Raw genomic sequence first — 17,463 nt, 5'->3', positions numbered from 1 at the left:
CGCCGGGCGATCGTCGCAGGAATCCGGCGCGTCGCGTGGCGAAGGTCACGGCGCGCGGCAGTGTAGTTTGCCTGTGAATCGCTGCGCGGGTCGCGGACATCGGCGCCGGGCGGGCCGGACAGCGCCGCGCGGCCGGGGACGGAAGGAGGCCGGTGGGGTGACGGTCGTGGGCCGGGGCGCACCGGGGCGGCGGCGGTGAGCGCGTGGCGGATGGCCTCCGCGGTCGATGTGGTGCAGCAGATCGGTGACACCGCAGGGGTTTTCGCGTTCGCGGTCTCGGGCGCGCTGCTGGCGGTGCGCAAGGATTTCGACGTGTTCGGCATCGCGGTGCTGGCCGCGGCCACCGCGCTCGGTGGCGGGATCGTGCGCGATCTGATCATCGGCCGGATCCCGCCCGACGCGTTCACCGACCTCGACTACCTGTACGTCTCGCTACTGGCGGCGGCGCTGGTGGCGCTGTGGCGGCCGCCGCGCGAGACCGGGCGATGGTATCGGCGCACCCGCCGGTTGCGGCTGACCCGGTGGCTCGACATCGCCGACGCGATCGGCCTCGGCCTGTTCTGCGTATTCGGTACCCGGACCGCGTACGAGCACGGGCTCGGCGCGCCCTCGGCGGCGCTGCTGGGCCTGGTCACCGCGGTCGGTGGCGGCGTGATCCGTGATCTGCTGGCGCAGCGCACCCCGATGATCCTGCGCCACGACACCGACCTGTACGCGCTGCCCGCGCTGTTCGGTTCGGTGGTGACGGCGATCCTGTTGCACGAGAACTGGTATCGCGGCTGGACGGCGTTGCCGGCCGCGGCCGTCGCCATCGTTTTCCGGTTGCTGGCACTGCGCTACCACTGGCGGGCGCCTCGCGCCCGGGGTTCGCTGCCGCGCTGATCGTTTCGGATGCGGGCCGTTCGCCGACGGATCGATACGGGCACTGCGATCATTCGAGTAGTTCGCTACGCAGGATTCGATCGGCCCGCGGCGAGAGGATCGGGGCATGAAACGTTTGGTGGTGTGTTGTGACGGAACCTGGGGAACCGAGAGCAACCCCACGGTGTCCAATATCGTGAAGATCGCCGAGGCGGTGCGTCTGGGCACCTCGCTCGACACCGGGGAACACGTGGGACAACGGGTCTTCTACACCGACGGTCCCGGTTCCCGCGGCTATCGGCTCGACAAATGGCTCGGCGGCGCATTCGGTCTGGGGCTGGATGCCGCGCTGGCGACGATGTATTGGCAGGTCGCCCTCAATTATGAGCAGGGCGACGAGATCTTCATCTTCGGGTTCAGCCGCGGGGCGTTCACCGCGCGCAGCCTGGCGGGGATGATCAATCGGCTCGGCCTGCTGTCCACCGACGCGATGATCGAACAGGCGTATCCGGAAGCGCTGACCATCTACCGGGAGCGCAAAGCGCATCCGGACGACCCGGATCCGCCGGAGTGGGCCGCCTTCCGGGAGAAGTACTGCGCGCATCCGGTGCCGATCAAATTCCTCGGGGTTTTCGACACCGTGGGTGCGATGGGGGTGCCGGGAATCACCTCGCGCCGGTACCGATTCCACGATCTGCGGCTGTCGCCCATCGTGCACTGCGCGCGGCAGGCCCTGGCCATCGATGAGCGCCGGCGGGTGTACGAGCCGTGCCTGTGGGAGATCACCGACGAGGACGGGGTGCGGCGGCAGCGCCACGATCGGGTGAAACAGGTGTGGTTCACCGGTTCGCACGGCGACATCGGTGGCGGCAACCGCGATTGCCGGCTGTCGGATACCGCGCTGCGCTGGATGATTCGCGAGGCGCGGGTGCAGGGTCTGGAATTCGATCCCGACCGCCTCGCCCGGCTGTGCGGCCCGGTGAGCGCGGATCCGGCGGCCGGGTCCGGGGCGGCGTCCGGCGGTGGAGGGGACCGCACGGAAGCCGCACCGGGCCCGCCGTTGCCGAACCGGACGCTCACCGTCGGCTACCGGATCCTGAACGCGCTGGGCTGGCTGGTGAATTCGGGCAATCCGCGGTTCTACGCCGACATGTGGCGGCGGCTGGACGCGACCGGGGACCGGAAGATCTACCTGTCCTCCAGTGTCACGGTCTCGCCGGACTACGACCCGCCGAATGTGCGCCGATGGGAACAGGACTCGCAGACGCCACGCCCCGTCGAGCCGGTGCCGGGCCCGGAGGAGTTCTGCGGGCCCGTGCCGGATCCTCCCGGCCTGCCGGCCCCGTCGCGCGCCTGAGTTGTCCGTTCTGCGTGGTCGGCCTGCCGATTGCCGTGCGGCTCAGCGGTTCCGGCCCGGCCGGCCGGCGGGCGGATCGGGTCCGGCTCAGCGGACCAGCAGGGCGACCGGCAGCCGGGCGAACAGTTTCTCCAAGCGGGCCGCGCTCTGGAACGTGTGGCCGGTGAGCCGGTCGGTCCAGGTGGCGCCGTTGGGCAGGTCCATGGTCGTGTCGCCCCAGCCGGTGTCGGCCAGGCCGACGCTGTGCCGGGTGGCGGCGATGATCACCTGCGGCGGGTCGCCGACGGGCCCGCGGCCGTAGGCGATCAGGTGCGAGGCGTTGTCGCCACGGGCGAACATCGGTGTGTACCCGCCGCCCACGAAGCAGTCCGGGCGTTCGCGGCGCAACCACAGCGCGTACGCCACGATCCACATCTTCGCCGACCCGGACGCGTCCACTTCCGGTGTGCCGGTGAGTGATTGGAGCATCGCCAGGCGCTGCCCGAAGTCCACCGGACGGCGGTTGTCAGGATCGACGAGCGAGTCCTCCCACAGCTCGGTGCCCTGGTACACGTCGGGGATGCCGGGCCCGCACAGTTGCAGCAGCTTCTGGCTCAGGCCGTCCGACCAGGCGAACGGGGCCAATTGCAGGACCAGCGTGCCGAGTTCGGCGCCGACCGGTCCGTCGATCACCGTGTCGATCCAGCGGTGCAGGGCCGACTCGAATTCCGGATCCGGCTCCTCCCAGGAGGATCGAGTCCCCGCCTCGCGAACCGCCTTCTCCGCGAACCGGTGCAGTCGTTCGCGCAGCCCGGGTACGTCCGCGGCCGCGCGACCGTCGGCCGGCCAGACCCCGAACATGTTCTGCAACAGGAACAGTGCGCTCGCCGGATCCGGCGGTGGGCACCGCTCGAGCCAGCCCTCGACCTCCTGCGCCCAGATCTCGGCCACCTGCGACAGCACCCCGATGCGGGCGCGGACGTCCTCGCCGCGTTTGGTGTCGTGGGTGGACAGGGCCGTCATGGTGGCCGGCCAGCGTTGCGCCCGTGCGGCATTGGCGAGGTGGTAGTCCAGCAGCGAACGGCCGAACCGTTCCGGGTTGCCGCCGATCTCCTGCAACGACACCAGCCGGGCGGCCTGGTAGAACATGGTGTCCTCCACGGCCTTCGCCGCGACCGCGCCGCACACCTGGTGGAATCGCCGGGCCGCCTCGCCGCCGGCGGCCAGCGCCGTCACCAGGATCGACAGCGGCACGGTGAGTTCGCTGTTGCGCTTGGCCACCTCGGCGACCACCGCGCCGATCATCCCGGCCAGCGGGGTGTAGTCGGTGCGCGCCACCGGGATGAACGACAGCACCTCGATGGTGGCGTTGGTCAACGCCAGATCGCTGATCGGGGCGGTGTCGGACTGGGCACCGTCGCGCTTGACCGCCGCCACCAGCCGCCGCACCTCGGGTATCAGCAGCTTCTCGGCGACCGCGCGTTTGATCCGATGTTCGGTGTCGCAGAACCAGTCCCGGTCGCTGCCGTGCCCGAGGAACAGCTTGGACAGGTCGGTCAGCGGCGCCTCGCCGGCCGGGTCCAGCATGACGCCGCCGAGTTCGTCGAGGGCGTCGTAACCGGTGGTGCCGTCGATGGGCAGGGTGGCGTCCAGCGGTTCCCGGTTGGACAGCGCCTTCTCCACCAGCAGCAGCCGGTGCGGGCCGATCAGCCGGCGCAGCCGGGTGAGATATTCGGCGGGACCGGACAATCCGTCCGGATGGTCCACCCGCACGCCGTCGACCAGGTCGTGTTCGCACCAGGCGGCCAGTTCGCGATGGGTGATGTCGAAGACCGCCGGATCCTCCTGCCGCAGCGCGGCCAGGCCCGACACCGCGAAGTACCGCCGGTATGTGCACACCCCGGCCTTCCAGCTGACCAGGCGGTAGTGCTGCCGGTCGTGGATGCGCAGCGCGTTCTCACCGTCGGTGCCGGGCGTGATCGGGAAACGCAGATCGTGCAGGGCCAGCATCGGTTCCGTCCCGCTGCGGTCCACGGTCAGGGCGGCCGGATCGTTGTCGTTCTGCAGCACCGGCAGCGCCAGCCGGCCGCCGGCGCCGTTGCCGGCGCTCCAGTCGATGTCGAAGAAGTGCGCGAAGGCGGACTGTTTGCCGTTGCGCAGCACATCCCACCACCATGGGTTGTGCCGGGCGTCGCCGACGCCGACGTGGTTGGGCACCAGATCGACGATCAGGCCCATGCCGCGGCTGCGCACCTCGTCCGAGAGCGCCTTCAGGCCGGGTGGGCCGCCGAGCGCGGCCGACACCGTGGTGGGATCGGTGACGTCGTAGCCGTGCGTGGAGCCCGGCATCGCCGTCATGATCGGCGACAGGTACAGGTGCGAGACACCCAGTTGCTGCAGGTATTCCGCGACCGAACGGGCATCGGCCAGCGTCAGCGCGTCCGGCCGCAACTGCAGCCGGTAGGTGCTGCGGACGGTGGTCCGGCGCGGCGGCGCGGCGGGGCGTGGGGCGATGTCCTGTCGGGTCGGCGTATCTGTCATCTCGGTGTCGATCATGCGGTACGGCGGAGAACGAGCAGGCAGCGAGCGGGCACCTCGACCGTGACCGCGGCCGCGTAGTCCGCCGGGGCGTGCCCGGTGGCGGCCGAACAGTCCAGTGCGACCGACCATTGCAGGCCGAACGCGGTCCCGGGCAGGGTGAAGCCCATGGGCTCGTCATGGGCATTGAAGCACAACAGGAACGAGTCGTCGCCGACGTGTTCCCCGCGTGGCCCCGGTTCGGCGATCGCGTCGCCGTTGAGGAATACCGCCAGGGAGCGGCCGAAACCGGAATCCCAGTCGGCGTCGGTCATCTCCGTGCCGGCCGGCGTCAGCCAGGCGATGTCGCCGGGCTGCCGGTGCCCGGCGGCGGGACGGCCGTCGAAGAACCGGCGGCGGCGGAAGACCGGATGTTCGGCGCGCAGCGCGAGCGCCGCGCTGGTGAACTCGACCAGATCCGAATTCTTCTGCGCCAGTGTCCAGTCCATCCAGGACAGTGGGGAGTCCTGGCAGTAGGTGTTGTTGTTGCCGTGCTGGGTGCGGCCCATCTCGTCGCCGTGCAGCAGCATCGGGGTGCCCTGTGACAGTGCCAGCGTCGCGATCATGTTGCGGCTCTGCCGGTCTCGCAGCGCCAGCACCGCCGGATCGTCGGTGGGGCCCTCCACGCCGCAGTTCCAGGACCGGTTATGGCTCTCACCGTCCCGGTTGTCCTCGCCGTTGTCCTCGTTGTGTTTCTCGTTGTAGGACACCAGGTCCCGCAGCGTGAAGCCGTCGTGCGCGGTGACGAAGTTGATGCTGGCCCAGGGGCGGCGGCCGGTCGCCTCGTAGAGATCCGAGGAGCCGGTGAGGCGATAGGCGAACTCGCCCAGGGTGGCCGGTTCGCCGCGCCAGTAGTCGCGCACTGTGTCGCGGTACTTGCCGTTCCACTCCGTCCACAGCACCGGGAAGTTGCCGACCTGATAGCCGCCCTCGCCCACGTCCCAGGGCTCGGCGATGAGCTTCACCTGGCTCACCACCGGATCCTGCTGGACCAGGTCGAAGAAGGCGGAAAGCCGGTCCACGTCGTGCAATTCGCGGGCCAGGGTCGAGGCCAGATCGAAACGGAAACCGTCGACGTGCATCTGGGTGATCCAGTACCGCAGCGAGTCCATGATCAGCTGCAGGGTGTGCGGGTGCCGGACGTTGAGACTGTTGCCCGTGCCGGTGTAGTCGACGTATCGGGCCGGATCCGCTTCCGCCAGACGGTAGTACGCGGCGTTGTCGATGCCGCGCAGCGACAGCGTCGGGCCGCCGTCGCCGCCCTCACCGGTGTGGTTGTAGACGACGTCGAGGATCACCTCGATACCCGCGGCGTGCAGCGCGCGGACCATCGCCTTGAATTCGGTGACCGCGGCGCCCGCGCGCTGGTCGGCGGCGTACTCGTGGTGCGGGGCAAGGTATCCGACGCTGTTGTAACCCCAGTACTGCCGCAGGCCCTGATCCACCAGCATCCGGTCGTGCACGAAGGTGTGCACCGGCATCAGCTCGATCGCGGTGACGCCCAGCGACTTCAGATGATCGACGATCGCCGGATGGGCGATACCGGCGTAGGTGCCGCGCAGTTCCGGGGGCACCGCCGGATGGGTCATCGTCATGCCCTTCACGTGGGCCTCGTAGATGACCGTCTCGGGGTAGGGATGTTTCGGCGGGTGGTCGTGGCCCCAGTCGAAGAACGGGTTGATCACCACGCCGGTCATGGTGTGCGCCAGCGAATCCTCGCCGTGGGTGTAGAGCGCGGAGTGGTTGTCGATGCGGCCGGTGAACGCCTTGCCGTACGGGTCGAGCAGGAGTTTGGCCGGGTCGCACCGTAATCCGTGATCCGGATCGTACGGCCCGTACACCCGGAATCCGTAGCGCTGGCCGGGGGCGATGGTGGGCACGTAGGCGTGCCACACGTAGCCGTCCACCTCGTCGAGGGATATCCGGGATTCGGCGCCGAGGGGGTCGATCAGGCACAGCTCCACCCGCTCGGCCACTTCGGAGAACACCGAGAAGTTGGTGCCGGCTCCGTCGTAGGTCGCGCCCAGCGGGTAGGCGGCGCCGGGCCATACGCCCAGCGGCGTCACGGCACCGGGGGGTTCGGGCAGGACCATACTTCGACCCTAACCGCCCGCCCGGGGACCGCGAGACGGGTGGGGCGGGAGTGCGGGTGATCGCCGGATTCGCCGTATCACCGGTACCGGAGCGAAATCGCAGGTCGTGGCTGTTTCGGTGCGGAAACGCGACATCGATCACAACGCTACCGAGCGGTTACCGGCCGGAAATTCGCCCGCTCGAGCTCGAGCCGCCAGGTCTGCCCCACCAGATCCTTGCCGAAACTGTGGTGCGGTTCCGAGTCGGTCAATTCGAACCCGGCGCGCTGATAGATGCGGCGTGCGGCGCCGAGCACGTCGTTGGTCCAGAGCACGACCTCGCGGTAGCCGGTGTCGGCGGCGAACCGCAGGCAGGCGTCGACCAGCGCCGAGCCGACGCCGAGGCCGCGCGCCGACGGCTCGACCAGCAGCAGCCGCAGCCGGGCGGTGGTGTCGTTCTCGCGCACGCAGTAGACCGCGCCCACCGGCGCGCCGTCGTATTCGGCGATCCAGGCGCGCTCGTGGCGCGGATCGCGGGTGGCCAGGTATTCGGCGACGATCCGGGCGACGAGGGTCTCGTAGCTGTCGTCCCAGCCGTATTCGGCGGCGTACAGGGCGGCGTTGCGCGCGATCACCCAGCCGTGGTCGCCGGGGCGCGGTGCCCGCAGGATCGGTTCGGCGCCGCCGCGGCGGTCGAGGATGGATTCGATGGTCCGCATGGCCTCGACCAGGCGGGCCCGGTCGGCGGGGGAGTGGCCGGCCAGCAGCGTGGCCACGTCGTGGCTGGAGCGTTCGTTGAGGTCGGCGAAGGCGGCCGCGCCGGCCTCGGTGAGCCGGACCGCCTGGCGGCGGCCGTCGCGTTCGGAACGCTGCCGGGCGACCAGGCCCAGATCCTCGAAGCGGGCCAGGATGCGGCTCAGGTAGCCGGGATCCAGGCCGAGGTCGTGACGCAGGGTTGTCACCTCGCTGAGGGGCGTGGTGGCGCGCACAGTCGCGGATTCGGTGCGGTCGGTGGTCGTGACCTTCCTGCGGCTCGTGGTCGCGGGTCCGGGGCGATCTGTGGTCGTGGTGTCGGCGGTGCCGGTGGTCGAGTCGCCGGTATCGGTGGTCGAGTCGCCGGGAAGGCCGGTAGCTGCGGCCCCGCCGGCGCTCGTGGCCCCGGTGACGGTGTCGGCATTCGCGGGCGCCGCGTTCGCCAATTCGAACAGGACCCGGGCCTCGGTGAGCGAGTAGTCGGTCTCGACCAGATGTTCGTGCAGCACGCCGATGAGCCGGGTGTAGCGGCGGTTGAACTCGCGGACGGTCGCGACGTCGTCGGCGGCGATATCGGCGCCGGCGTGGTCGATGCTCACGGTGCTCATGCGGGACCCCGGATGCTCGTGTGCGGCGCGCGATGGCGACGCGGTGGTGGAAATTCTTTGACTCCGTCAAAGATTAGCAGTCGTGGCACGGCCGCGCGGCGTCTGTGGCGCGGTCGGGTGGCGGCTCGCCCATCCTCCTGGCGTGCTCGGTCGCCTGGTAACTTGAACGCCGTTCAAGCCGCCCGCGCGAAGGACTGCCCGTGCCTCTGACCTCCGACGACATCACCGCCCTCGACGCCGCCCACGTCTGGCATCCCTACGGCGGATTCCCCGCGAGCACCGAACCGCTGATCGTGACGTCCGCGTCCGGCACCCGGCTCACCCTCGCCGACGGCCGCGAACTCGTCGACGGAATGAGTTCGTGGTGGGCCGCCGTGCACGGCTACCGGCATCCGGTGCTGGACGCGGCGCTGGTGGCCCAGTCGCAGCGGATGAGTCACGTCATGTTCGGCGGCCTCACCCATGAGCCCGCGGTGCGGCTGTCGCAACTGCTGGTGGAACTGACTCCCGACGGGCTGGACAAGGTCTTCCTCTGCGACTCCGGATCGGTGTCGGTGGAGGTGGCCGTCAAGATGTGCCTCCAGTACTGGCGGGCGCGGGGCCTGCCCGAGAAACGGCGGCTGCTCACCTGGCGCGGCGGCTACCACGGCGACACCTTCACCCCGATGAGCGTCTGCGATCCCGAGGGTGGCATGCACGCGCTGTGGACCGACGTGCTCGCCGACCAGATTTTCGCCCCTGTCCCACCCGCCGACTACCTGCCCGGTTACGTCGAGGAGTTGGATCGGCTGCTCGCCGCGCACGCCGGTGAGACCGCGGCGGTGATCGTCGAACCGGTGGTCCAGGGGGCCGGGGGGATGCGCTTCCACCACCCGCGCTACCTCGCCGATCTGCGCCGGCTGTGCGACGAGCACGGTGTGCTGCTGATCTTCGACGAGATAGCGACCGGATTCGGCCGCACGGGAACCTTTTTCGCCGCCGAACAGGGCAGGGTGCGACCGGATGTGATGTGTGTCGGGAAGGCGCTCACCGGCGGGTATCTCACGCTGGCCGCCGCGCTGTGCACCACGGAGATCGCGGAGGTGATCAGCGCCGCGCACGGCGGGCTGATGCACGGGCCGACGTTCATGGGCAACCCGCTGGCCTGCGCGGTCGCCGTCGCCTCCGTCGAACTGCTGCTGAGCCGCGACTGGGCCGCCGAGGTGGCGGGTATCGAGGCCGGGCTGCGCGCGGGACTTGCTGCGGCACAAGATGTTCCGGGTGTAGTTGACGTGCGGGTACGTGGCGCGATCGGCGTGGTCGAACTCGATCACCCCGTGGACATGCGCAAGGCCACTTACGCCGCGGTCGACGCCGGCGTCTGGCTGCGCCCCTTCCGCAACCTCGTCTACACAATGCCCCCGTTCATCTCCGGTGCCGAGGACGTGGCGCGAATCGCGGCCGGCGTGATCGCGGCGGCCTCAGCTTGAAAGCTCAGCTTGAAAGCTCGGTCCGCCGCCGACCATGGCGGCTGGGCCGCTACCGGTCCGGGAATTCGGGAAGCATGAGTTCCACCAGCTTCCACACGCTCGTCGACGGATTCGTGCGATGCTCAGTGCCCTCGTCCACGCTCCGGGACTTCGCGCGCCGCACCGCGTCCGCCACCCTGCCGATGTAGTCCGAGTAACGAAGTGTCGACTTGTCGTACGCTGGAAGGTGCTTTTTCAGCCGCCGCTCGGCGTCCCTGAAATCTACGAGGGTGGCATCGCAATTCTCGAAGTGGAGCAGCAGCCAGTATTCGAAACACGGATTCGACACCGCCAGGTCGACTTCCGACATGCGTGCCATCCGGATCGCTTCGGAGTAGTCGAACTGGTCGACGTCGAGAACACACCAGATCCGGTCGTAGTCGCCACGCTGTCTGCCGGCGAACGCGACGACGCGCTTGGGATCCTCGGCCCGTACCGTCACCGTGGACTTGATTGCCGGATTGCGCAACTCTCTGCGGAGACCGTGGAAGTACGCAGGCTCGGTGACCTCACCACCGCAAACGACCAGAATCAAAGTCGCCGGTTCGCGGAACGGCGCCCGCCGCCGCCGTGTGTTCTCACGCCGGGTCGGCATGCCGCAAAGCCTCTGCGAGTCGGAGAAAGTCGACGTGTGGGATTGCGCCGAAACTACCGCCGAGATAGCGGCGTTCGAGGTTGTGCTCGTTGCGCGGCTTGTAATCGGTCAGTGGATACAGCGAACTCGCCCCATTCGCGTCCTTCTCGACGAACCACACCTGATCACGGCGAAGCAATCCATCCGGCCGGACGACCGTACCGAGGAGAGAGGAGTCATGTGTGGTCAGAATCAGTTGCGCGCCGTGGGAATTGGTCTCCGTCGATTGGAACAGTTCGATCAGCGACGCGGTGAGCAGCGGATGCAGGCTGGTGTCGATCTCATCGATGACCAGAACCTTCCCGCGATCGAGCGCGTCCAGCACTCCGGGCAACATGTCGAGCCACGCGACCGTGCCCGCCGATTCCTGCTCGAGTGGCAACGCGAACCCTTCGCTTCCATAGTGTACGAATACCAGGGGAGGTAGTGCCCGGGCGGTGTCCCCGTACGGGTCGCGCGTAAGCGGAACTGCCGTTGTCGTCGAATCATCGACTCGCGCATGCATTTCCGGGTTCGGTGGTGCCGATGTCTTCGGCCGGGTTGCGCCGGGTCGTGGTGGACGTAGGGTGGAAACGAGCAGTTCGTCGGGAGCGACAGGCGCCTCGATGGCGGCGATTCCGAAATCGGCTTGTCGAGCCAATTCGATGAGACGAGCTCGCTCGGCCGCCGAACCGTTGAGAAGCACTCCGCGCAGGCGCCGGGCAATTGCAGCGCTCGACGCACCTCGCCCATCGGGCCAGATCAATGTTTCGCGGAACCACTGGTGGACCGGCCGGAAAATATCCGGCCTGGCCTGGGCGACGGCACTCAAGAACAGCGCATTCGGTCGGGTGAGTTCCTGCATGACCTTGAGCTGGGCCCGATGCTCGGCCATGGCCGAACCGGAACTGTAGTGGTCATCGGACCGCTGGAACAGCACCCTCTTACGTTTCTCTGGATAGCTGAAAAGCCATTCTTCGAGCACGCGCTCGTTGTCGACCGTGAATCCGTACGTCCACGGAATCCCGTCGGCCACGAACTCGACGACATAGGTCGACTCGACGGTGAGTAGGTGGCTGGTCCGGAAGCTGTACGGATCGCGGGGGACGCCCGAGAAGGGTTCCCACTGCGAGAACGACTGAGTGACCGCGCGCTGCATGAATCGCAGCCCGCCCAGCAGGTTGGACTTCCCCGACGCGTTGGCTCCGTACACCGCGACAACCGGAACAGCAGGCCGATCGTCGGCGGCGGGTATCAACAACAGCTCGTTCTCGTCCGCGAACGAGCGGTGGTTGCCGACCCTGAAGCTACGAAGCATCTGCCACCTCCTGATATCGAGCCACAGTGTATTTTCAACAGCATACCTGCAGAATCAGCCGTCAAATGCAGCAAATGTAGCGCCCGAAGCGTGTCTGATCGATGTAACGGGCGCGGTGGGCGGTGTCGCCACGGTGGTGTCCATCGGCAAGTATGGATTCGGATCGGGACAGTTTCGTGGAAGTTGTTGTGGCGCAGGTGGTTCAGTGGTATGCGCGTTCGACGGCTTTGCTGGGGAAGTAGCCGATCGCGAGGCTCGCGAGTGCGCCGATCACGAAGACGAACAGTGCTGCATTGCGGATCTCCTTCATGACGCCGGCGTTGACGGTGTGGGCGGCGAGGGTGCGCGTCACTCATGAGCGGAATCCGGCCGGGGATGGGTGCGGGTTGCTCCTGAACGGTGTTCAAGTATGCTCGCTACCTGTGACTGATCCGTTGAACTGGCTGGACGAGCGCGCCGAGGAGCGGGTGCGGGCCGGGTTGCGCCGGGAGTTGCGGGCGCGGGCTCCGCAGACCGGGCTGATCGACCTCGCCTCCAACGACTACCTCGGACTGTCGAAGCATCCGGATGTGATCGCCGGGGCGATCGAGGCCGTGCGGACCTGGGGGACCGGGTCGACCGGTTCGCGGTTGGTGACCGGCACCACGACCGCGCACGAGCAGTTCGAGGCCGAGTTGGCGGAATTCGTCGGCGCGGAGGCCGGGTTGGTGTTCGCGTCCGGGTACGCGGCCAACCTCGGGGCGGTGACGGCGCTGGCCGGGCGGGGCACGCTGGTTGTCTCGGATGCGGCGAGCCATGCTTCGCTGGTGGACGCGTGCCGGTTGTCGCGGGCCCGTGTGGAGATCGTGCCGCATCGGGATGTGGCGGCGGTGGAGCGGCTGCTCGGCGCGCGCACCGAGCAGCGCGCGCTGGTGCTCACCGATTCGGTGTTCAGCGCCGACGGGGATCTGGCGCCGCTGGCCGAACTGCATCGGGTGACCCGCGCGCACGGGGCCGTGCTGCTCGTCGACGAGGCGCACGGGCTCGGCGTGCGCGGGGACAGCGGCCGCGGTCTCGTCCACGAGGCGGGACTGGCCGGCGAGCCGGATATCGTGGTCACCGCGACCTTGTCGAAAGCCCTTGCCGCTCAAGGCGGTGCGGTGCTGGCGACCGGGCGGGTGCGGGCGCATCTGATCGACACCGCTCGTACCTTCATCTTCGACACCGGGCTGGCGCCGGCGGCGGTCGGGGCCGCCGGGGCGGCGTTGCGGCTGCTGCGCGAGGATCCGGCGCTGGGCGGCCGGGTGCTCGCCCGCGCCACCGAGATCGCGCGCATCGCCGGTGTGCCGCAACCGGATTCGGCGGTAGTGTCGGTGGTGCTCGGTGAGCCGCAGGTCGCCTACGAGGCCGCCGTGGCGTGCCGGGAGCGCGGACTGAGCGTCGGCTGCTTCCGGCCCCCGACGGTTCCGGAAGGCACCTCGCGGCTGCGCATCACCGCCCGCGCCGACCTCACCGACGCCGAGATGGACGTCATCGCAACGGTTCTCACCGATGTGCTCGCCGACGCCCGCCAGGAGGTGGCGGCATGAGCGGCCGGCAGCGGGCGGCGGCGCTGCGTCACGAGGTCCGCACGGGACGAGGAGTCGCGGCATGAGCACCTTGATCGTCACCGGTACCTCGACCGATGTCGGCAAGACCATCGTGACCGCCGCGCTGGCCGCGACGGCGCTGGCGGCCGGACGCACGGTCGCGGTGTGCAAACCCGCTCAAACCGGCGTCGCCCCCGGCGAACCCGGTGATCTGGCCGAGGTCCGGCGACTGTCCGGCGTGACCCGGACCGTCGAACCGGCCCGCTACCCGGATCCGCTCGCCCCCGACACCGCCGCGCGCCGCGCCGGGCAGCCGTTGCTGACCCTCGGGGAGACGGTGGCCGCGATCGACGGGCTCGCCGACGCCGACCTCACCCTCGTGGAGGGCGCGGGCGGCCTGCTGGTCCGGCTCGGCGAGTTCACCCTCCCCGATCTGGCCGCGAAACTCGACGCACCGGTCCTGGTCGTCGCCGCCGCCGGACTGGGCACCCTCAACCACAGTGAGCTCACCGTCCGCGCGCTCACCGCGGCGGGGCTGCGCTGCGCGGGCCTGGTGATCGGATCCTGGCCCGCCACACCGGATCTCGCCGCCGAGTGCAACCGCACCGACCTGCCCGCCGTCACCGGCGCCGATCTGGTCGGCGCGGTCCCGGAGGGCGCGGGCCGCTGGGACCCGGCCCGGTTCGCCGCCACCGCCCCGACCTGGTTCCGAACCAGCTGGGCTGCCGAGTATCTGGGCTGAGTTCACGGCCCGCTCGCGGAATTCGGCTCGCTGCACCGGATCTCGCCGCTGGTTGCAACCCGCACGGACCTGCTCGCCGTGACCGGCGTCGATCTGGTCGGTGCGGTCCCGGAGGGCGCGGGCCGCTGGGATCCGGTCCGGTTGGCCGCCACCGCCCCGACCTGGTTCCGAACCGGCGGTTGTCTGCCGGAGCACTCGGGCCGTTCCGGAATCCCCGCGCCGCCGTCCGGTGTCGGTGTCCGGGAACGCTTGCTGCGGTGCCCGCGCCTTCGTCCCGTGTGGCGGAGGGCGGCAACAGCATTCGCGTGGCGAATCTCTCATCGAGGGGGCGATCGGGTTGGCCGTGTGCGTTGTGCGGGGACCGGACCGCTCGTGATCGGGCGGCGGACCGGCGTGTGCGGGTTTTCGCCGGTGCCGGGCGGTAATGCCGTTCCGGGGTGGTGCGGCGGTTCGGTGTGGAGTGGCCGAGGTGTGGGGACCGGTTCGGTGCGGGAGCGCAGGGTACCGGAACAGGCCGTGGTGACCGGGCGGATCCTGGGGCGGGGTGGGGGGAGGTCCTACCCTGGATGGAGTGCTTTCCGACCAGTGGCCACCCACCAGCGTCGCGGATTACGACGATGCGCGGCGGCGGGCCCGGCTGGCCGAGACCCGGCTCGGGTACGGGTGGGTCCGGTGGGGGCGTACGCGCCGGGTGTTGCTGCGAGCGTTGCTGATACCGCTGCTGCTGGGATTCGTCTGTGCTCAGTACAGCGCCGGGGATGTGGCGCCGGAGCGGGCCAGGCTGGCCCGCACCGAGCCGGCGGTGCTGCCGGTGGCGCCGCCCGCGAATCCGCAGGTGCGCAATACCGCGGTGTTCGATCTCGTGGGGCTGGGGGCGCTCGAGTCCGGCGGGACCGCGCGGGCGCTGCCCACGCTGGCCCAGCTCGGGTCGGTGTGGTCGGTGCGGTACGACAACACCGGTATCGACACCAAGGTGATCGGGGATCTGATCGTGAAGGTCACCGATGCGGCGCACGTGGACAACGTGGTGCTGGTGGGGCACAGCATGGGCGGGGTGATCGCGCTGGAGATCGGGCGGCATCTGTACACCGGGAGTACGAAGCGGCTCAGCGCCGTCGTGCTGGACTGTACACCGGTGAACCTGAACGCCGTCCGGTCCGAGAGCCGTAGTCAGGGTGAGGAACTGCTGCGCTGGACCGGGTGGATCCCGGGGGCGCGGGAGAGCCGTACCCTGCGGTTGCTGGCCGAGATGTATTCGCGGCGGGACGATTACGTCGATACGACCACCCAGCCGCCCGGGATCCGGTCACCGCAGTTCGCGCGGACGCTGGCGGATGTGTTGTGGCAGAAGCTGTTCAACACCGATGTCGCCAGCAACGGACTCATCGAGTCGCAGTTCGAGGCGATCGTGGCCGGCGGCGCGGTGGGCGATCTCGGTGCGCTGTCCAAGCGGGTCGACGACAAGCCCAGGCCCGCGATCGTTTTCATCCGGCCGCACAATCCCGACCGCGATCCGATCGTGGACGACGAGTACACCCATCGGGTGCTCGTCGATACCGTCGGCGGGGTCGGCGGCACGCTGCTGGTGGTGCTCACCCGGAGTACGGGGCACGCCAACCCGATTCAGCAGCCGGGGGAGTACAACGCGGTGATCGAGCAGCAGATCGTGCCGTTCGTGCGGCTGGTGCAGAGCGAGGAACTCGCGCTGCCGCAGATCCGGTGACCGGCCCGTTCAGCGCACCCGGGCGCCGAGCAGATGGCGCACGCCGCCGAGGAACAGTTGCAGGCCGAAGTCGAAACGTTCGGTGGCGGTGGTGTTCTCGTACAGCGGCGAGGATTCCTCCGGCAGGGCGCCGGCGGAGTCCATCTGCATGCGGGACTGTTCGTCGACCACCTCGCCCAGCACGTAGTACAGCAGCGTGTAGGCGGCGAGGTCGGCCTCCTCGCGGGTCATGCCGGCGCGGATCAGGTTGCCCGCCATGCGTTCCCGGCCCTTGCTGGTGGTGAGGCGGGAGGCGTAGGTGGACGAGACCAGTTCGGCGCCGTCGCGGTAGGCGAGCAGGCATTCGCGCAGCCGATGCGCGAGCAGGCCCAGCTGCGTGGTCCAGTCGCCGGATTCCAGCGGCTGTTCCATCGGTTCCAGGATGCGGTCGGCGACCGCGCCGAGCAGGGCCTGCTTGTTCGCGAAATGCCAGTACAGCGCGCCGGGCTGGACGTTCAGCGAGGTCGCCAGCCGGCGCATGGTGAGGTCGGCCAGGCCGTACTGATCGAGGATGGCGACGGCCCCGTCGATCACGTCCGCGCGATGCAGTTGCACATTCGCCACTGCGACTCCTTGTCCCGGTTGACTCCACTTGCGTCCCTACCTTAACCTGAACGCCGTTCAACAATCCTGAACGCCGTTCAAGTTGCCGGCGCCCGGCCGGACGAAGGGATTCCCGCGCATGACCCACGCACCCGTCAGGACCGCCGTCGACATCCTCGCCACCGCCCGCGAGCAGGTGCTCGAGCAGGGCGCCGGGCTCACCCGCGAGCAGACCCTCGAGGTGCTGCGGCTCGGGGACGACCGGCTGGAGGAACTGCTCGCGCTCGCGCACGAGGTGCGGATGAAGTGGTGCGGTCCCGAGGTCGAGGTCGAGGGCATCATCTCGCTGAAGACCGGCGGCTGCCCCGAGGACTGCCACTTCTGCTCGCAGTCCGGCCTGTTCCAGTCGCCGGTGCGCGCCGCGTGGCTGGACATCCCGAGCCTGGTCGAGGCGGCGAAGCAGACCGCGAAGACCGGCGCCACCGAATTCTGCATCGTCGCGGCCGTGCGCGGGCCCGACGAGCGGCTGATGGCCCAGGTCGCCGCGGGCGTCGAGGCGATCCGCAACGAGGTCGACATCCAGGTCGCCTGCTCGCTGGGCATGCTGAACCAGGATCAGGTCGACCGGCTCGCCGCGATGGGCGTGCACCGCTACAACCACAACCTCGAGACCGCGAAGTCGCACTTCCCCAACGTGGTCACCACGCACACCTGGGAGGAGCGCTGGGACACCCTGCGCATGGTGCGCGACGCCGGGATGGAGGTGTGCTGCGGCGGCATCCTCGGCATGGGCGAGACGCTGGAGCAGCGGGCCGAATTCGCCACGCAGCTGGCCGAATTGGAGCCCGACGAGGTTCCGCTGAACTTCCTCAACCCCCGGCCGGGCACCCCGTTCGGCGACCTCGAGGTGCTGCCCGCGTCGGAGGCGCTGAAGGCGGTGGCCGCCTTCCGGCTGGCCCTGCCCCGCACCATCCTGCGCTTCGCCGGCGGCCGCGAGATCACCCTCGGCGACCTCGGCGCCGAGCAGGGCATCCTCGGCGGCATCAACGCCGTCATCGTCGGCAACTACCTGACGACGCTGGGCCGGCCCGCCGAATCCGACATCGATCTGCTGGCGAATCTGAAGATGCCGATCAAGGCGCTCAACGAAACCCTGTGACGCCGACGCTGCCCGGAGGCTCCCGGCCGCTCGGGTATTGTCG

Annotated in this window: 14 protein-coding genes; 7 read left to right on the top strand and 7 right to left on the bottom strand. The window is 69.3% G+C overall.

Annotation, left to right across the window (positions count from 1 at the left end; all coding sequences use genetic code 11):
- Positions 1 to 210: 210 nt before the first annotated feature.
- A complete protein-coding gene (locus tag NRB56_RS05050; protein WP_153339582.1) occupies positions 211 to 882 on the top strand; it encodes a trimeric intracellular cation channel family protein in 672 nt (223 codons plus the stop codon).
- Positions 883 to 988: 106 nt separating this feature from the next.
- Positions 989 to 2,218 carry a DUF2235 domain-containing protein gene (locus tag NRB56_RS05045; protein ID WP_153339299.1) on the top strand — a complete coding sequence of 410 codons (1,230 nt, stop codon included), beginning with the start codon at positions 989 to 991 and terminating at the stop codon, positions 2,216 to 2,218.
- 87 nt (positions 2,219 to 2,305) lie between these two features.
- Here NRB56_RS05045 and treY read toward each other — a convergent pair whose 3' ends face one another.
- The 3 genes from treY to NRB56_RS05030 all read right to left on the bottom strand — a co-directional run bounded on the left by treY (position 2,306) and on the right by NRB56_RS05030 (position 8,207).
- Positions 2,306 to 4,738: a malto-oligosyltrehalose synthase gene (gene treY, locus NRB56_RS05040; protein WP_227837182.1), complete on the bottom strand. Its 2,433-nt coding sequence runs from the start codon at positions 4,736 to 4,738 to the stop codon at positions 2,306 to 2,308.
- Between the two features lie 11 nt (positions 4,739 to 4,749).
- Entirely contained in the window at positions 4,750 to 6,867 is a 2,118-nt protein-coding gene (glgX, locus tag NRB56_RS05035) for a glycogen debranching protein GlgX (RefSeq protein WP_153339298.1), read from the bottom strand.
- A 146-nt stretch (positions 6,868 to 7,013) separates the two neighbouring features.
- Positions 7,014 to 8,207, bottom strand: a complete 1,194-nt coding sequence (locus NRB56_RS05030) for a bifunctional helix-turn-helix transcriptional regulator/GNAT family N-acetyltransferase (RefSeq protein WP_227837180.1) — start codon at positions 8,205 to 8,207, stop codon at positions 7,014 to 7,016.
- Between the two features lie 200 nt (positions 8,208 to 8,407).
- Here NRB56_RS05030 and NRB56_RS05020 point away from each other — a divergent pair, with 200 nt between their 5' ends.
- Positions 8,408 to 9,676, top strand: a complete 1,269-nt coding sequence (locus NRB56_RS05020; protein ID WP_406603434.1) for an adenosylmethionine--8-amino-7-oxononanoate transaminase — start codon at positions 8,408 to 8,410, stop codon at positions 9,674 to 9,676.
- 49 nt (positions 9,677 to 9,725) lie between these two features.
- Here the strand turns inward: NRB56_RS05020 and NRB56_RS05015 are convergent, their stop codons facing one another.
- The 3 genes from NRB56_RS05015 to NRB56_RS05005 form a co-directional block, all read right to left on the bottom strand.
- Positions 9,726 to 10,310 carry an RloB family protein gene (locus tag NRB56_RS05015; protein ID WP_153339296.1) on the bottom strand — a complete coding sequence of 195 codons (585 nt, stop codon included), beginning with the start codon at positions 10,308 to 10,310 and terminating at the stop codon, positions 9,726 to 9,728.
- Positions 10,294 to 11,646, bottom strand: a complete 1,353-nt coding sequence (locus NRB56_RS05010; protein WP_153339295.1) for an AAA family ATPase — start codon at positions 11,644 to 11,646, stop codon at positions 10,294 to 10,296. Before NRB56_RS05010 ends, NRB56_RS05015 begins: the two co-directional genes overlap by 17 nt.
- Positions 11,647 to 11,848: 202 nt before the next feature.
- Positions 11,849 to 11,998: a hypothetical protein gene (locus NRB56_RS05005; protein ID WP_153339294.1), complete on the bottom strand. Its 150-nt coding sequence runs from the start codon at positions 11,996 to 11,998 to the stop codon at positions 11,849 to 11,851.
- Positions 11,999 to 12,068: 70 nt separating this feature from the next.
- Here NRB56_RS05005 and NRB56_RS05000 point away from each other — a divergent pair, with 70 nt between their 5' ends.
- The 3 genes from NRB56_RS05000 (at position 12,069) to NRB56_RS04990 (ending at position 15,679) form a co-directional block, all read left to right on the top strand.
- Positions 12,069 to 13,214: an 8-amino-7-oxononanoate synthase gene (locus tag NRB56_RS05000; protein WP_319942572.1), complete on the top strand. Its 1,146-nt coding sequence runs from the start codon at positions 12,069 to 12,071 to the stop codon at positions 13,212 to 13,214.
- A 61-nt stretch (positions 13,215 to 13,275) separates the two neighbouring features.
- Positions 13,276 to 13,956, top strand: a complete 681-nt coding sequence (gene bioD, locus NRB56_RS04995; protein ID WP_153339293.1) for a dethiobiotin synthase — start codon at positions 13,276 to 13,278, stop codon at positions 13,954 to 13,956.
- A 571-nt stretch (positions 13,957 to 14,527) separates the two neighbouring features.
- Positions 14,528 to 15,679 carry an alpha/beta hydrolase gene (locus tag NRB56_RS04990; RefSeq protein WP_319942571.1) on the top strand — a complete coding sequence of 384 codons (1,152 nt, stop codon included), beginning with the start codon at positions 14,528 to 14,530 and terminating at the stop codon, positions 15,677 to 15,679.
- Positions 15,680 to 15,688: 9 nt separating this feature from the next.
- On the opposite strand, the gene NRB56_RS04985 is transcribed toward NRB56_RS04990, so the two are convergent.
- On the bottom strand, positions 15,689 to 16,273 hold the full coding sequence (locus NRB56_RS04985; RefSeq protein ID WP_319942646.1) for a TetR/AcrR family transcriptional regulator C-terminal domain-containing protein: 585 nt from the start codon (positions 16,271 to 16,273) through the stop codon (positions 15,689 to 15,691).
- 127 nt (positions 16,274 to 16,400) lie between these two features.
- Between NRB56_RS04985 and bioB the strand changes: the two genes are divergently transcribed.
- Positions 16,401 to 17,420: a biotin synthase BioB gene (gene bioB, locus NRB56_RS04980; RefSeq protein WP_153339292.1), complete on the top strand. Its 1,020-nt coding sequence runs from the start codon at positions 16,401 to 16,403 to the stop codon at positions 17,418 to 17,420.
- The last annotated feature ends 43 nt before the right edge of the window (positions 17,421 to 17,463 follow it).

The sequence above is a fragment of the Nocardia aurantia genome (genome assembly GCF_009604425.1).
GTDB classification, from domain to species: Bacteria; Actinomycetota; Actinomycetes; order Mycobacteriales; family Mycobacteriaceae; genus Nocardia; species Nocardia aurantia.
The sequence above is the reverse complement of the archived record's forward strand: the minus strand, read 5'-3'. Positions and strand labels throughout refer to the sequence as shown.

Excerpts from the sequence above, each read along its gene's own strand:
- NRB56_RS05045 (WP_153339299.1), top strand. The coding sequence starts at position 989 with ATGAAACGTTTGGTGGTGTGTTGTGACGGAACCTGGGGAACCGAGAGC.
- treY (WP_227837182.1), bottom strand. The coding sequence starts at position 4,738 with ATGACAGATACGCCGACCCGACAGGACATCGCCCCACGCCCCGCCGCG.
- NRB56_RS05050 (WP_153339582.1), top strand. The coding sequence starts at position 211 with ATGGCCTCCGCGGTCGATGTGGTGCAGCAGATCGGTGACACCGCAGGG.
- bioB (WP_153339292.1), top strand. The coding sequence starts at position 16,401 with ATGACCCACGCACCCGTCAGGACCGCCGTCGACATCCTCGCCACCGCC.
- bioD (WP_153339293.1), top strand. The coding sequence starts at position 13,276 with ATGAGCACCTTGATCGTCACCGGTACCTCGACCGATGTCGGCAAGACC.
- NRB56_RS05010 (WP_153339295.1), bottom strand. The coding sequence starts at position 11,646 with ATGCTTCGTAGCTTCAGGGTCGGCAACCACCGCTCGTTCGCGGACGAG.
- glgX (WP_153339298.1), bottom strand. The coding sequence starts at position 6,867 with ATGGTCCTGCCCGAACCCCCCGGTGCCGTGACGCCGCTGGGCGTATGG.
- NRB56_RS05015 (WP_153339296.1), bottom strand. The coding sequence starts at position 10,310 with ATGCCGACCCGGCGTGAGAACACACGGCGGCGGCGGGCGCCGTTCCGC.
- NRB56_RS05030 (WP_227837180.1), bottom strand. The coding sequence starts at position 8,207 with ATGAGCACCGTGAGCATCGACCACGCCGGCGCCGATATCGCCGCCGAC.